At 62.5% G+C, this 15,238-nt stretch carries 6 protein-coding genes; 1 reads left to right on the forward strand and 5 read right to left on the reverse strand.

Annotated features, from left to right (window positions below; all coding sequences use genetic code 11):
* Positions 1–211: 211 nt before the first annotated feature.
* Complete coding sequence (locus tag J3P95_RS20800) at positions 212–1,297, forward strand: diguanylate cyclase domain-containing protein (RefSeq protein ID WP_434579858.1); 1,086 nt, start codon at positions 212–214, stop codon at positions 1,295–1,297.
* On the opposite strand, the gene J3P95_RS20805 is transcribed toward J3P95_RS20800, so the two are convergent.
* The 5 genes from J3P95_RS20805 to J3P95_RS20825 all read right to left on the reverse strand — a co-directional run bounded on the left by J3P95_RS20805 (position 1,281) and on the right by J3P95_RS20825 (position 14,987).
* Positions 1,281–3,632 (reverse strand): TonB-dependent receptor, encoded by a 2,352-nt coding sequence (locus tag J3P95_RS20805; RefSeq protein ID WP_434626084.1) that lies wholly within the window; start codon positions 3,630–3,632, stop codon positions 1,281–1,283. The genes J3P95_RS20800 and J3P95_RS20805 overlap by 17 nt on opposite strands.
* 1 nt (position 3,633) lies before the next feature.
* Positions 3,634–6,021, reverse strand: coding sequence for an ATP-binding protein (locus J3P95_RS20810; protein WP_434579854.1), 2,388 nt, complete (start codon positions 6,019–6,021; stop codon positions 3,634–3,636).
* On the reverse strand, positions 6,021–6,857 hold the full coding sequence (locus tag J3P95_RS20815; protein WP_434558568.1) for a response regulator transcription factor: 837 nt from the start codon (positions 6,855–6,857) through the stop codon (positions 6,021–6,023). The genes J3P95_RS20810 and J3P95_RS20815 overlap by 1 nt, the downstream gene beginning before the upstream one ends.
* Positions 6,858–7,118: 261 nt before the next feature.
* The gene (locus tag J3P95_RS20820; protein WP_434558569.1) at positions 7,119–8,783 is read right to left on the reverse strand and encodes a ShlB/FhaC/HecB family hemolysin secretion/activation protein; all 1,665 of its coding nucleotides are present in this window, start codon (positions 8,781–8,783) and stop codon (positions 7,119–7,121) included.
* Positions 8,784–8,879: 96 nt separating this feature from the next.
* Positions 8,880–14,987 carry a filamentous hemagglutinin N-terminal domain-containing protein gene (locus tag J3P95_RS20825; RefSeq protein WP_434579852.1) on the reverse strand — a complete coding sequence of 2,036 codons (6,108 nt, stop codon included), beginning with the start codon at positions 14,985–14,987 and terminating at the stop codon, positions 8,880–8,882.
* Between the last annotated feature and the right edge of the window lie 251 nt (positions 14,988–15,238).

Below are 15,238 nucleotides of genomic sequence, written 5' to 3' on the forward strand. Positions count from 1 at the left end.
CACCTGTAGGAAATGACAGTTCGTAATAACATCTAGCAACAAGTACGTGACTGTTAATTCGCCCCAGCTATAAAACCCACACAAAAATCTTTCGACTTCATCCCTTCCCGCAAAACTCACATCCGCTTTAGCAAACACGCTCACCCCCCCCCGCCTCGATAATCCCCTCTTCACTCACCCTACCGCTGCAACCGAGCACTGTGTACCTCCCATGAACCTACGCACCTTCATTCGCAGCTACTGCCGCAACTCCAGGCTCGCCACGAATGCGCTCACCCGCCTGCACAATTCCCTCTCGTCCCTGGCCGCCTATCTGGCCCAGCAAGGTTTCGATTCCAAGATATGGCCGGCGACCCGTGACGAAAGCGCGCTGGACCGGCACCTCAACACCCTCTGCCCAGAGCTGGCCGCCACCGTGTTCAGCCACGCCCGCGAAGGCATCATCCTGGTCGACCCATTCGGCCGGGTCATCGCCGTGAACGAGGCCTTTACGCGGCTGACCGGTTACGGGCAGGACGAGGTGCTAGGCCGGGATTTGAACTCCCATCGCATGCTGCGGCGGCTCGCGGCGTTTTATGCGCCGGTGAAAAATGCGTTGGATTTCCACGGGCATTGGTCCGGTGAGATTCAGAGCAACCGCAAGGATGGCCGGGAGATGACGTCACGGATCAGCGTCAGTGCGGTGCATGACCGTCACGGCAACGTTCAGCACTATGTGGCGCTGTTCAGTGACATGACGCAAATGAAGCAGCGTTTGCGGTTGCTGGAGCGTGACGCGCGGTATGACGCGCTTACGCAGTTGCCCAATCGCCTGTTGCTGGCCGAGCGCATGCGTCAGGCGTTGGGCAAGGCGCGCCTTTATCAGCAGAAGGTGGCGATCGCGTTTATTGATCTGGATGGGTTCAAGGCGCTGAACGACAGTTATGGCCATGACTGGGGAGATCGGGTGTTGCAGATTGTCGCGGCGCGGATCAATGCGACGTTGCGCGAGGGCGATACGTTGGCGCGGCTCGGTGGCGATGAGTTTGTCGCGGGGCTGGTGGGGTTGCAGGCGGTGGAGGACTGCGAGCCGTTGCTCAAGCGGATGCTGGCGGCGGCCAATGCGCCGATTTTGATCGGCGCGCAGACGGTGGAGATTGCGGCGAGTATCGGGGTGGCGTTTTATCCGGAGCATGGGCTGGAGGTCGATGGGCTGATCAACAAGGCGGATCAGGCGATGTACCTGTCGAAGAAGGCCGGCGGTAACCGTTTGGCGTTTTGTCCGACGCGGTTTATTTCGGTCAATAGCGAAGCCTGACGGTGGTGCCGAGGGTGCGTTCGCTGCCGGTCATGACGCCATAGTCGCCGGCGCCGAGCAGTGAATACACGGCGGTGATGTACTGCCGGTCGAAGACGTTGCGCACCCAGCCTTCCACTTCCCATGCACGGTCTTGGCTGCGCAGGCCCAGGCGCAGGTTGGTGAGGCCGTAGCTGGGTTGATAGCTGCCCTCGCCGCCTTCGAGGGTGCCGTAGTAACCGGTGCGAAAGCTGTAGTCGACGCCGCTGAAGGCTTCCAATCCGTAGGGCAGCGGGTGGGTATGGTCGAGGCCGCTGCTGAGGTTCCATTCCGGCGCGTTGTAGAGGCGCTCGCCGCTGAGGTCGCAGGTCCATTGGCCCGAAGCCGGTGGGCATGGCGCGTTGGGGAAGCTGCGATAGCGCGCATCGCTCCAGGCCAGGCCCAGGCGGCCGGTGAGTCGTGGGGCGAGTTGCCAGGCGGTATCGAGTTCGATGCCGCGCAGGCGGACTTTGCCGACGTTGATCAGGTTGTCCCGCAGCGGTGGTGCGAACAGCGAGGTCGGCGGGCTGTAGGTGAGTGCCTGGTAGTTGTCGACGTCAGTCTGGTAGACGGCAAGGTCGAGCAATGCGCGCTCATTCCAGAAGCGCGTTTTCACGCCCAGTTCCAGCGACGTGGCGCGCTCCGGCTCGAAGGTCGGCGCGGTGAACGGGCCGACCACGTCGAAGTTGATGCCGCCGGCCTTGTAGCCCCGCGACCAACTGACGTAGCCCATCACCGCCTCGCTGAAACGGTAGCTGGCGCTGGCGAGGCTGGAGACGTTGTGTTCTTCGATCGAATCCTCGCGGTAGTAACCCCGGCCGAGGGCGATGTCGCGCAGCAGTTGCCCTCCGGCTTGGAACACCGGCGGCAAGCCGGTCAACGGGGCGAGGTTGCTGACGTCGCGGGAGATCCAGCCGTCCTTGCGCTCATGGCTGTAGCGCAGGCCGCCGGTAAGTTCCAGCGGTTCGATCGGGCGCCAGGAAAGCTGGCCGAAGATCGCCCGGCTGTCGCCCTTCTGCTCGCCGTCGAAATGTTGCTGGGCGCCATCGAGCAGCATGGAAGGCACCTGGCTCGGATGGGTGAAATTGATGCCGAAGAGTTTTTTCAGTTGGTCGAGCTGATCGCCGACGAACCAGGGCGCGGCGTCCTTGCCGAATTCGGCGTCGATCTCGCGGTCGAGCTGCTGGCGCAAATAGTAGAGGCCGGCGACATAGTCAACGGACGAACCGGCCGTGCCGGACAGGCGCCATTCCTGGCTGAACTGCCGATGGCCGAGCTCGGTTTCGGACTGCGCCACCGCCAGCGCGGTGCTGTCGCCGTCGCGGGTGGCGCGGTAGTCCCAATCGCGGTAGGCGGTGATGCTGGTGAAGCGCATTGCCTCGTCGATGTCCCAGTTCAATTCCAATGACACGCCGTTCTGTAAGGTTTGCGGACGGCCCGGCGAGTCGATGCGGGATTCGCGTTTGTAAGGGTCGGGCTCGGTCAGTGGATAGCCGTGGAACTTGGCGCGCTTGCGGGTTTGCTCGCTGTAGTGATTGGGCAGCAGGACGTTGCCGGCCTCGTTTTGCTCGGCGTAGTCGGCGATCAGGCGGGCGCTGAAGTCGCTGTTCGGCGTCCACAATAATTGACCGCGCAGGCCCTGGCTGTCGGCGTCGCCGAGGCGGCTGCCGTCGTGCAGGTTTTCCACGGTGCCATCGGCGGCGCTGTCGAAGACATTCAGTCGGCCGGCCAGGACGTCGTCTTGCAGCGGACCGGAAATCGTCCCGCGAAATTCGCGCAAGCCGTGCTCGCCGTAGCTGGCTTCGAGGTTGGCCTCGGGCTGGAAGGTCGGCTGGCGAGTGATGATATTCAGCGCGCCCGCCGTGGTGTTTTTGCCGAACAAGGTGCCTTGCGGCCCGCGCAAGACTTCGATGCGCTCGATGTCCATCAACTCGGTGAAGGCCATGCCCTGGCGCGCCTGGTAAACGCCATCGACGTACGTGCCGACGCTGCCTTCCAGGCCATCGTTATAGGCCGTCGCGCCGAAACCGCGCAGGCCGAAGCCGGCGTAACGGGCGTCGTGACCGGAGACTATCAAACCGGGTACGCGTTGCTGGATGTCTTTAAGCGTATGCAGGCCGGCCTCGTCCAGTTGATCGCCGTAGAGAACGTTGATCGGGATCGGCACTTGCTGTGGGTCTTCCTCGCGGCGCCGAGCGGTGACGGTGGTTTCGTCGAGTGTGAGGGCGCTGGGGGCCGCTTGTTCGGCATAGCCCGATGCCCAAGGCAACGCTGAAAGGCTGCCGAGCAAGAGCAGCCGGTAACCCAAACCCGGCATGCTAGAACTCCCGAGCCATCGCGCGACGCACCGTGTCCGGGCAGGCCAGTGTCTTGACCCATCCCAGCAATTGGCGGCTGTCGGCGGGCTTGAGCAGTACCGCGTCGAAGTCCAGGTCCTTGGGGTAGTTCTCCGGTCTGCGTGACGGGACCGCCGAGTAAAGCATTACGGGCAGATGGCGCCAGCGTTCGCGCACCTGGCGCAGCAATTCCCAACCGTCCATGCCCGGCATCATCTGGTCGCTGATCAGCAGGTCGATCGGTTGTTCAGCCAGGCAGGCCAAGGCGTCTTCGCCGTTCGCCGCCATGCTCACATCAAAACCGTAGCCGGCCAGCAGGTCATAGAGCCACTCGCTGTTTTGCTCGATGTCGTCCACCAGCAGGACGTGTTTGCCCTGGCCATCGAGCGGCGTGGCGTTGTTGTCGAGGATGCCGTGTTCCAAGTCGTGTTCTTGGGCGCATTTCAATGGCAGGCGAAAACTGAAGTGGCTGCCCTGCTCCGTGGCTTGGGGTTCGAGGCGGCTGTCCATGCGTTCCAGCAGTTGCGTGACGATCGACAGGCCCAGCCCGCTGCCTTCGTAACGCTGGGCATTGCGGCCGCGGCGGAACGGTTGCAGCAGTTGTTCGAACTCTTGTGGCTCTATGCCGATGCCGCTGTCGATCACACTGAAGCGCAGTTCCACGGTGTCGGCGGTAGTCCCCGGATGAGCGCTCACTTCGAAGCGGATCTGGCCATCGCGGGTAAATTTCGCCGCGTTCGCCAGCAGGTTCATGAGGATCTGCCGCAGGCGTTTGAAGTCAGCTTCCACCAGCGGCGGCAGGTCGTCTGCCAAGTCCGCCTCGAAGGTATTGCCCTGGCGCGCGGCGAGGAAACCCGCCTCGTCTGCGATCTCTTTCAGGAAGCCGTAGAGATAACCCGGTGCGAGGGACAGTTGCATCTGTTCCAGTTCGCCACGGGAGAATTCGAGCATTTCGTCGATCAGCTCCAGTTGCTGGCGGGCGTTGCGCTCGATCGTCGCTTGATAGTCGCGGTTGGGCCCGGCGTGCAGCAGGCGTGCGTAGTCGATGATGCGCACCAGCGGCGAGCGCAGGTCGTGGCTGATCCGCGCCATCAACGCGCTGCGGGCCGCCAGCGATTCACGCAGTTGCGAGGTGCGCAGCGCTACGGTGCTTTCCAGGCGTTCGTGCTCGGCCAGGCGCTGTTGTTCGAGGCTGGACAGGGCGTTCTTTTCGCGATGGCGGCTGCGGCTGACTTCCATGATCAACGTGCATACCAGCAACACCACGCCGGACAAGGTGGACGATAGGCTGTATTTAGTTTCCGGCGATTGCCAGGGCAGTTGTTCTTGCGGGAAGAAAATCCGCATTAGCAATTGCCCAAGCAATAGCGCCGGCACCAGCCACGCCATCCAGTTGTAAGTGAGCCTTCTGCGCCAAGCCATGAACAGCGTGGCTAGCAGCGCACCATAAAAACTAAACAGGGACACCTGGACTATCTGCGCGCCCTGGACCGGATCGATTTTTAGCCACCAGAGTCGGCCAAGGACACAGCCCAACAGCGGCACACAATAGCTCCAGCCAATGACTCTGGGCAGCACGGACACCTGCAACAACACGCGGAAGTAGGCCAGGAACAGCACGAACGAGAGCGCGCTGGCACAGGTCAGCAGCTCACGCGTCCAGCCCAGCGCAGCGGGCCAGTAGATCAGGTAGCCGTTGAGGATGCAGGTCAGCAGGATGTAGCTGAGAACTGCGCCCGCGTTCACAGTGAGCAGTCGGGAGCGGAGGATCCAGCCGACGATCAGACCGAACGGGACGACCAGCAGGACGATGCCGAGGGTGAGCCCGTCGCTCAGGTACGTCCGTTGTTGAGTGCGCAGCAGCGCCGGTTCGGACCACAGCTCCGGCTCCAGTAGCATTTGGAAATTGCTCGTTACCCGGACCAACACCGTGGCGCTCTCCCCCGCCACCAACGACACCGGGAATGCCGGTTGACGCGCCGCCGGCTGCGGCCAGTCGGCCAAGGGATAGGCGCCGCCGGCGTGGGCCTCATGCCCCGGCTGGTAGACGCGAATGTCTTCCAGGCGCGGCGCCCCGACGACCAGCATGCGCGAGCACGCCTCTGCGCTCGAATTGGTGAAATGCCATTTCAACCAGAACGCGGAGCGGCTATAGCCCTGGGTCGGCCAGTGAGGCGTTACAGCATTGAAACGGCTTTCGGGCAGTTGAGCGACTTCCGCCCGGCTCAGGCCGGCCTGGGCATCTTCGAAAATCTGCGCCGAGGGCATCAGGTCCAGGTGGTCAGTCCGGCAGATATCCACAGGCGCCGCACGCAGCAGGCCTGTGGAAAACAACGTTATCGTCAGCAAGAAAAACTGTAGTAGCCGCATCAGGCACGCCCGGCCGACTCGATTTCGTTGATGCCCAGGGTTTGCTGGCGAAACTGACTGGGCGTCATGCCGATTCGCTGTCGAAATGCGGTGGTGAAGTTGCAGGCATTACGAAAGCCCACCACTTCGGCAACGTCCTGCACGCTCATGGCGCTTTCGCAGAGCAATTCCTGGCCGCGCCGCAGCCGCGCGTCACGAATGTAGGCAAACACGGTCATGCCCAGGTGTTCGCGAAAAATGGCAGAGAGGCGTTTTTCGTGGGTGCCGACCTTTTGCGCGAGCATGCCCAGGGACGGTATGTCGTCCAGCTGATGTTCAATCAGCCGCATCGCTGCGCGCAGCACGATTTCATCGCCTTGCGGTTCCGGATCGGCCGGGGTTTCTCGAGCGACCGGCGGCGCTCGCCAGGTCAATTGCAGGTGGATCTTGATACGTGCCAACACTTCTTCGGCGGCGCAGGATTTGAGGATGTAGTCCACCGCGCCCACCGACAGCCCTTCCAACCGCTCCAATGAGGTATTGGCCGACGACAGGAACAGGATCGGGATATGCCGGGTGGCCGGTGCCTCGCGCAACAGCCGGCACAGGCTGAAACCATCCATTTGCGGCATGTGCACGTCCAGGACGATGAGATCCGGGCGCAGGGCAAGTGCCCGTTGATAGCCTTGATAGGCATCGCTGGCCAGGGAGATGCGCCAGGGCTGGGTTTTCAACAGAATGAGCGTGGCGCGGATGTCTTCAGGGACATCGTCGATCAGCAGAATATGCGGCAACAGCTCAGACGCCGCCACGCCCCCCGCCGTCGCTGCCTGCCTTTCGTATCGTGCGTTGTCCATTCGCCAGGTCTCTTGTTGTGGTTAGCCAGGTCACTGTCGCGAATTGCCAGGCGAGGAATCACGTATCGGGCCGGCAACAAGTCGCTATAACGGCAGATCAGGCGAGAACTGAAGCTATCAAATTTTAAATGGGCGATAAACGGTCGTTCCGGCCGGGGCGGCCGCTGATGCGGGGGGATGTCGTTCACTTGAACCGTGGCGAGGGAGCTTGCTCCCTCGCCACGGTTTGGTGAACAGCAGTACAACCGTGAATTGAACCGGTTAGAACTGGTAACCGATCTGGGCGAGCAGTTGGGGGTTTTCCTGACGGGTATCGCTCTGTGCTTCGCCGCCGGAGTGGCGCCATGCGACCGTTGCATCGAACGAGATCTGGCCGTATTGAGCGCGCAGACCCACACCGCCGCCGGAGATGCTGCGGGTGTTTTCCTCATCGGCCCACTCGTTGTGGTTGATGCGCACTTTGCCGGCATCCCAGAACAGGTAGGGCGTGAGCTTGTCGATCGGGTAGCGAAGCTCGATCTGGGTCAGCATGCCTTCGTCGCCCGAGGCTTCGCTTTGCGGATAAGCCCGTACGCCATCGACACCGCCAAGGCTGAAATCTTCGGACGAGTCCAGGTTGTCCTGGCTCCACTGCCCAAGGAAACGAGCAAAGAGTGTGAAGTTGGCGGGCAGCGCTTGCAGACGGGCGAGGTCGACGTTCACTTTGCTGAACTGGCCTTCGGTCTGGGCAGTCTGACGGTCGCCCTCGCGCAGGGCCGAATCCAGTTTCAGGTCACCGTAGGTCAGCGTCGCGCCGCCGTAGGTGATGCCGCCGCCGAACAAGGTGTCCCTGACGTCGAATTGCAAGCTGATGGGCAGCGTGTTGCTGCTTTTTTCAAAACTGAGGCCCAGCACTTCGTACTTATCCTCAAGGTCCTTGTGCTGGTATTGCCCGGCCAACATGACGTTCGCCTGGTTGCTGCGCAGGAGCGGGTAACTCAGGCCAATGCTGCTGACCTCGGCGGTGCCGGTCGCCCCCAGGTCGGCGAATTCAGCGCCCAGGTCATAGGCGCTCTGGGCGTAACCCACGTTGCCGCGCAGGCCGGACGTACCCAATGGCATCGAGTAGCCGAGGCTGCCGAAATACAGCTCTTCATCGGTGGCCATCACGGCGGCGCTGAGCTTGTCGCCCAGCATCAACGGGCTGTTCCAGTCACCTTGTACCGTCAGGCGGTTGCGCCCCGAGTAGCGGTTGCCGTGGTTGTCCAGCGTAGCCCTGCCTTCGAAGGCCTCGGTTTTACTCACTTTGGCGTCAAGATCGCCCGTACCGAGTGCCTCACCTGGCCGGATGACCGGGCGGACAGCCACGCCTGGCAAGTCTGAGAGCACCAATATGCTGCGCTCCAGTCGGTCACGCTCGATCACGTCGCCCGGCTTCAAGTCGTCCAGGAAGGGCTGCGCCTGCGCGGCCAGTTTCGCATCGTCGTGGGTGGCGGTGACTTTCCCATAGCGGCCTTCGATCACGGCAATGGTCAGCTCGCCGTTGGCCATGCGTTGTGCCGGCAAATAGGCACGGGCAAACGGGTAGCCCTGCTCGCGGTAGTAGAGCGTGACCTGCCGGGCCACTTCCCGCAGCGCGTCCAGGTCAAGGGCCTGACCAATGGCCGGGGCGACCACGCGTTGCAGGCTGGCCTCGTCGATGCGCGTGTTGTCGGTGAAATGGACGGCGCTGAGCTGGACTTTGGCGCCGCCGACTTTTTCCTGGGCCGCTTGCGGCGCTTCCACATCCAGGCGAATGCTTTGCGGCAACTCCTGCTGTGGAATCGGCAGTTCCTGCAGGATAAGACCGGCATCGGGAATCGGGCGTGCCGGCAGGGTCGCCGCCCAGACCGGTGAAGTGAATAGCAACGCCAGACCGGCGGCGCAGGACATCAATTTGTTATGCATTGAATAAATCTCGAATGATTCGGCTTGCCTGAGCCTTGGCCACGTCCGCGGACGTGGCCAAGGGGCTCCTTCAAATGAAAAGGTGGATGTCAGGGATCAGGGACGCATGGCCAGACTCGGCAAGCGCACACCGCCGCGCACGACGAAAACGGTCTGCGGCGGGTAGGCCGCACAAGCGCTTCCACCCGATACACCGCCATCGGCGCAGACGTTCCCGGCCAGTTCCCGCTCGCTGTCGGCGCTCTCGGCCTGGGCAGCGGAATCGCTGTCAGTATTGCCGGCGCCGTTCCCACGAGTACCACCTTGGTCCACCAGCAACAGACCGCCGTCGTCGACCCCGTAGTCGGACCAGTCAGCCGGTTTCGGCTGTGCCGGGTTGAGCTCAGGGGCATGCGGCGACGTCACCTGCGCACCGACGCGTGTTGCATCGGCGACGCTCTGCCGGACGGCGTCGTAGTCAACGGACGCTGTCACGGTCAGGTTGGCATTGGTCGGGTTGCTGACGATCAGGTAACCGAGGTCAGCCAGCCCGCCGATGTTGATCAGGTGCGAGCCCGGACCTTGTGTCCCTACCGAATACAGTGGGTTGCCGAGCATTTGCTTGGTGTCGCCGTTCCACAGACCGTTGGCGTCATAACCGGCTATACCGCCGCCATTGAACGTGGTTTGGCCATCGAACGGCTTGGTCTGGGTGGTCGTACCGTTGGTGGATACCACCAAGGTGGGTTGCTCGCGGTACACGGCATGCACGCCCGTGCTACCCAACGCCCTGCCGAAATTGCTCTGCTGCTCGTCACTGTTGTAGCGGAAATTGCCGCTGCCACTGCCGACCACATCCACCACGCGGGTACTGCCAGCGAGGCTACCGGTATAGATCACCGCCCGGCCACCGACGCCGGTGGACACCGTCACGCCTGCGTCGGCCTTCACGTCACCGCCCGTGGCCACGCCCGCCAAAGCGGATTGACCGGCGTTGAGCACGATCGCATCAGTGGCTTTGCTGGCGGTGCTGACGTTCTCGGCCAGGGTGATGTTGCCGGTCGTCGTGACAACCTGGACTTTGCCGGTGTTGCCGATGCCGACGATCTGATCCAACTGGGTGCCGTCCAGTGCCGTCTCGGTCAGCCTGCCGACGGTGACGTCACTGCGGTTGACGAAGCTGACGTCCTTCGCGCGGCTGGCGATATCGCCGACCCAGTTGCTGGCGTTGCGCAGGTCGAAATCGCCGCCCTTGAGCGCCAGGCCATCTGCGGTGATGTTGCCTTTGGCATTCTGGGTAGTCTTGCCATCGACGTTGAGGAACACGTTGCCGCGGGTGGCCAGCGCTTCGTTGATCGCCAGATTGCCTTGGGTGCCGATGCTCACGTCGCCAGTGTTGTTCACGCCGGTGGTGGTCTTGACCAGCTTGCCGTTGCCGTCGGATTCGGTCAGCGTGCCGACCTTGAGGTTGCCGGTATTGTTGAACGCGACCTTGCCTGCCTCGCTGGCAATATCACCCACCACGTTGCCGTTGTTACGCAACTCGAAATCGCCACCGTTGAGGGCCAGGCCGTCGGCGGTGATGTTGCCGTTGCCGTCCTGGGTGGTCGTGCCACCGACATTGAGGAATACGTTGCCACTGGTCGCCAGCGCTTCGTAGATCGCCAGGTTGCCTTGGGTACCGATGCTGACGTCGCCGGTGTTGTTCACGCCGGTGGTGGTCTTGATCAGATTGCCGTTGCCATCGGTTTCAGTCAGCGTGCCGACCTTGAGGTTGCCGGTATTGTTGAAGGCGACCTTGCCCGCCTCGCTGGCAATGTCACCCACCACGTTGCCGTTGTTGCGCAACTCGAAGTCGCCACCGTTGAGGGCCAGGCCGTCAGCGGTGATGTTGCCCTTGGCGTTTTGGGTGGTCTTGCCGTCGACATTGAGGAACACGTTGCCGCTGGTCGCCAGCCCTTCGTTGATCGCCAGGTTGCCTTGGGTGCCGATGCTGACGTCGCCGGTGTTGTTCACGCCGGTGATGGTTGTCTGCGTGCCGTCGGCATGGGTCGCGGTGAGCGAACCCACCTTGAGGTTCCCGCTGTTGTTGAATTGGACCTTGCCCGCCTCGCTGGCAATATCGCCGATCACGTTGCCGGTGTTGCCCAGGGCGTAATTGCCGCCCAGCAGCACCAGGCCGCGGGCATCGAGCTTGGCCCCGGCGTCGCCGGACTGGGTGGTCTTGCCCGCCACCTCCAGGGTGATGATGTCGTCGGCACGGGTCTGGCCCTGGCTGGCGTCATCACGTGGACCATTTTCAATGGTGATGCCTTTAACCAACGTCAGGTCGTGATCGGTTTTCAGGGTGACCGCCTCATCGGAGGTGATCCCCACCGTGCCGTCCACGACGCCCACCGTCAGGTTGCCGTTGCCGGCGAATTTCAGGCTGCCGACATCGGCGGCGATGACGCTCACGTCATGCCCGCCTTTACCCAAGTTGAAATCGCCGTCGCCACGCAAGGCCAATTCGTCTGCAGTAATGGTAGCGCCTGTTGCCTGGGTCGCACCTTTGCCCGCGTCGACGCTCAGGGTCAGCCCCTTGCCGGTGGTGCCGTCTTCGTCGGTGCCTTCGGGATCCTTGAGCGTCAAATCGCCCAGCAGGTCCAGAACGCCGCTTGCGACCAGTGCCAGGTCGTCCACGAACGTCGCGCCTTCATCGTCGACGGTGATGTTGCGCGTCTTGTCGTTACCGATGACGACCTTGTCGAAACCATCCCGGATATTCGCCAGGTCAGCGTCGGACAGCACCAGCGGATCGTTAGGCCCGGTCACTTCCGGGTCATCGCTGCCGCCCAGGTGAATATCCAGGCCATCGGTCTTCTGTTTCAGCGTGAGGCTGCCGCTACCGGCAACGCTCGCGGCGAGATCGATTTCGTCGGCGGTCAGGCTCGTATCGCCTTGGGTGAGCAAGGCCTGGTCGACCGTGAGCGTGTCGGCGACCAGGTTCAGGTCGCCGCTCTGGGTCATGCCTGCGACCGGCACGCCTTGCGGGTTTGCCGGGGTCTGGCTATCGGGAACGGTCACCACGCCGACGGTCAGGTCATCGACATCGGCGAAGCTGACCGTGCCGGTGTTACTGGCGATCGTGTTGACGTCGTTGGCGGCGTTGTCAAGGTCATGAACGGCACCGTCACCCAACAGCACCAGGCCATCGGCGACAATTGCACCGCCGGCGGTCTGGTCGATCTTGCCGCCATTGCTTTGCAATGCCAGGACCGGAGCCGGTTTGTTGTCGTCGCTACCGGTGCCCGGCGCGTCCGCCACGGTCAGTTGGTCATTGATGTGGATATCGCCGGTACCGGCATCCAGGATGAGGTTGTCGTTGATCCGCGTCGCTTCGATGATGCTGATGTCACCGGTCATGTCCGCGCCGCCGATCTTGACGGAGGTGAACCCGTCGCCCAATGCGCTGATGTCGGTGCCGGTCAGCTCCAACGAACCGGGGGCGTCACCGGTGCTGCCGCCCACCGCAATGTTCTTGCTCGGGGTGTTGGTCTCGAGGGCGATCTTGCCATTGCCGGTGACGCTGCCGACGCCGCCGTTGAAGTTGATGTCGTCGGCCTTGATGGCCAGGTTGTTGTCGGTGCTGTTGAGGCTGCCGTTGAAGGTGATGGAACTGCCTTGCAGGCCCTTGCTGCCCGAGGTGTTGGTCTTGATGTTGTCGACGTACAGCGAGCCGCCGACCTGCTTGCCGGCAGTTTGGTCGAAACTGCCCGAAACGAAGACGAACTTGTAGGTGCCGGCCCTATCAGCCGTTGCCGTATGGCTTTTCCAATCCACCGCGCCCGTACCGTTCCCGGTTTCGTTCAGGATGATCTGGTATTCGCCGGTGTTGACGTTCAACAGATAGCCGAAGACATCGTAGGTGTCGCCGCCCGCGACCGGTTTGTAATCGAAACTGACCGCTTCCCCCGCCGCCAGGGAGACGGTGCCCTCGCTCACCACCGAAGGGCCGCGCATGATGCAGCCAGCAGGGGCGTTGAGGCAGTTGGAATTGTTTTCGGTACCCAGCAGCAGCGCAGCGCCGCCGTCCTTGCCCTGGCCAGCCGCGGCGACCGGAGTGAGGGGTTTGTAGGTCATGTCGCCCTGGTCGCCAGGCGAAACGCTTGGCGCATTACCATTGGTTGGCGAGGTGGTCGGCAACGTTGGATCATCCGGCGAGACCACGCCTTCGACCACGGTGACGCCGGTGAAGAACTGGGCGATGGAGGTCTTCCAGCCGACCAGGCCGTTTTCGAAGTCGGCGTTCAGGAATTGTGACGTGCCCAGCTCGACGGCGCCGCTGTAGACCTGCTCGCCGCTGGTCAAGACTCTGGCGCCGTTGATGAACGTCTTGCCGGCGCCGCTGGTAGTCGCGTACAGCGCGCCCAGCGCGCTATTACCGCCGACCATGTCACTGAAGATGATCGAGCCTGAACCGGCGTCGACCCGCAGTTGGCGGTTGTTGGCCGCCGCATCGGAATCCACCACGCCGGCGAACACGATGTTGCCACCGTTGCTCTTCAAACTGACGTCGGTGTTGAGCGCGATCTTGCCGTTGAGGATCAACGCCAGGCTGTTGCCATTGCCTGCGCCACTGGCGTCGATGTCACCGTTGAGGAAAATATTGCCGAACACGTAGCGACCTGTTCCGACGTCGTCGTGCCCAGACTGCAAGGTCAGCGTCCGCTCACCGCTGATGCTCGTCGGGGTGTAGTCACCGTTCCAGTGGATAGAATTGTCGGCCTTGATCGCCACATCGGTGCCGCCGGCCAGGGCCGTATTGATCGCGTTGAAACCGACCGTGGCATCTGTCCCGTTGGTGCCGCCGGTCAAGCCTCCGTTACCCGGCGCCACCGTGACGCTGTCGGGGTCAAGCAACCATAAGCCACCCTTGCCGTTTTTGGCTGACGCATCGGCGGCTTTGCTGACCGCCAGCTTGGCGCCGCTGGTCTCGATCTTGCCGCCGTCGCCGCCCTTGGCGCCGCCGGTGGCTTTCAGCGTGCCGTCCACGCGGGTCATGCTGCCCGGTTTCTTGATATCCGACCAGGCCACCACGGTCCCGCCCTTGCCGTTGTCGGTCGCCGATGCATCAAGCACGGCACCGGCGGCGATGGTGGTCTGGCTGGCCTGTTTGATCGCCGGGTCCTTGCCTTGCCAGCTACCGCCCACATAAATTTCACCGCCGCCCTTGGCCCCGGTGGCGTCGAGCTCAGCGCCGCCTTTGATCGCCACGCGGTCGCCCGTCACGACGATCTTGCCACCCTTGGCGGTATCGGAGGACACATCGATACGCCCAGCGACTTGCACATCGCCGTGGTCGCCCATCAGCGTGACCAGACCGTTTTCACCGATATCCAGGGAACGGGCTTCGATCAAACCGGTGTTGTTGATGACGGTGCTCGCCAGGGTTTCCGCCGCCCGCGCGGTCAGCAGGATTCGGCCGGCATCGGCACGAATGGCACCGCCGTTTTCGATCAAGGCTTGGAGCGCGCCTTCTTTCACTTCCAATTGCACCGGCCCGCCCAAGTCGAGCGTCACGACACGGCCGGCGCCCAGCAGCACATTGCCCTTGTGCGCGGTGATGTTGCCTTCGTTGACGATTTTTGCGGCGATCAGGGCAATGGTGCCGCCCTGTGCGGCATTGATGTTGCCCTGGTTGACCACCGAGGCGGCGCTGTCGCCACTGAAACGGTAGTTGCCGGCGAGGAAATCTTCTGTGGATAAGTTGAGCGTGGAGGCCACCAGGCCGCCCACATCAACCTGTGCGCTGGGGGTAAAGAGCACGCCGTTGGGGTTGACCAGAAACACCTGACCGTTGGCTTTCAACGCGCCCTGGATCACCGACACATCCGAGCCCAGCACACGGTTCAAGGCGACCGACGCCTTGCCAGGCTGGATGAATTGGACGGTATTGCCTTTGCCGACGGAAAAGCCCTGCCAGTCGATGGCGAGCTTGTCGCTGCCCTGATGAATGGCCATGTTGTTGCCATTCTGCTGAATGCTGCCGTTACCCGCCACGATGTTGCCGCCAGTGGGCAACGCTCCCGCCGCCGCTACCGAGGCGAAAAGACCGCCGCCCACGCCGATGACGAGGCTGAGCGAGGTACGGCTTTTGTCCTTGCCGTGGCTCTTGACCAACTCAGATGCCACCTGCCACGCGCCCATCACGGCATTCCAGACGACTCGGTAAACTCTGTTCATTTTTGTTCACTCATCCTTAATACGGCGGGCCGTGCCATGACGACCAGGCGGTTCGCTGTCGACAAATCAAATGGAAAAGCGCATCCGGACGGATAGCGGCTCGAAAATCCCCACAGTGCTCCGCGCCATCATCTCTGCGGGGTGTTGATCGCGCTTTTGCTGGAGCGCCTGAGGCCTTTGATTAAGCGGATCAGGTGCTTTTTTTTCGATGGACGGTGAAATTGAGTGGGATTGGCGCTGCTGCGCAGCCC

It is taken from the genome of Pseudomonas sp. Z5-35 (assembly GCF_051131945.1).
In the GTDB taxonomy this organism is placed as follows: domain Bacteria; phylum Pseudomonadota; class Gammaproteobacteria; order Pseudomonadales; family Pseudomonadaceae; genus Aquipseudomonas; species Aquipseudomonas marvdashtae.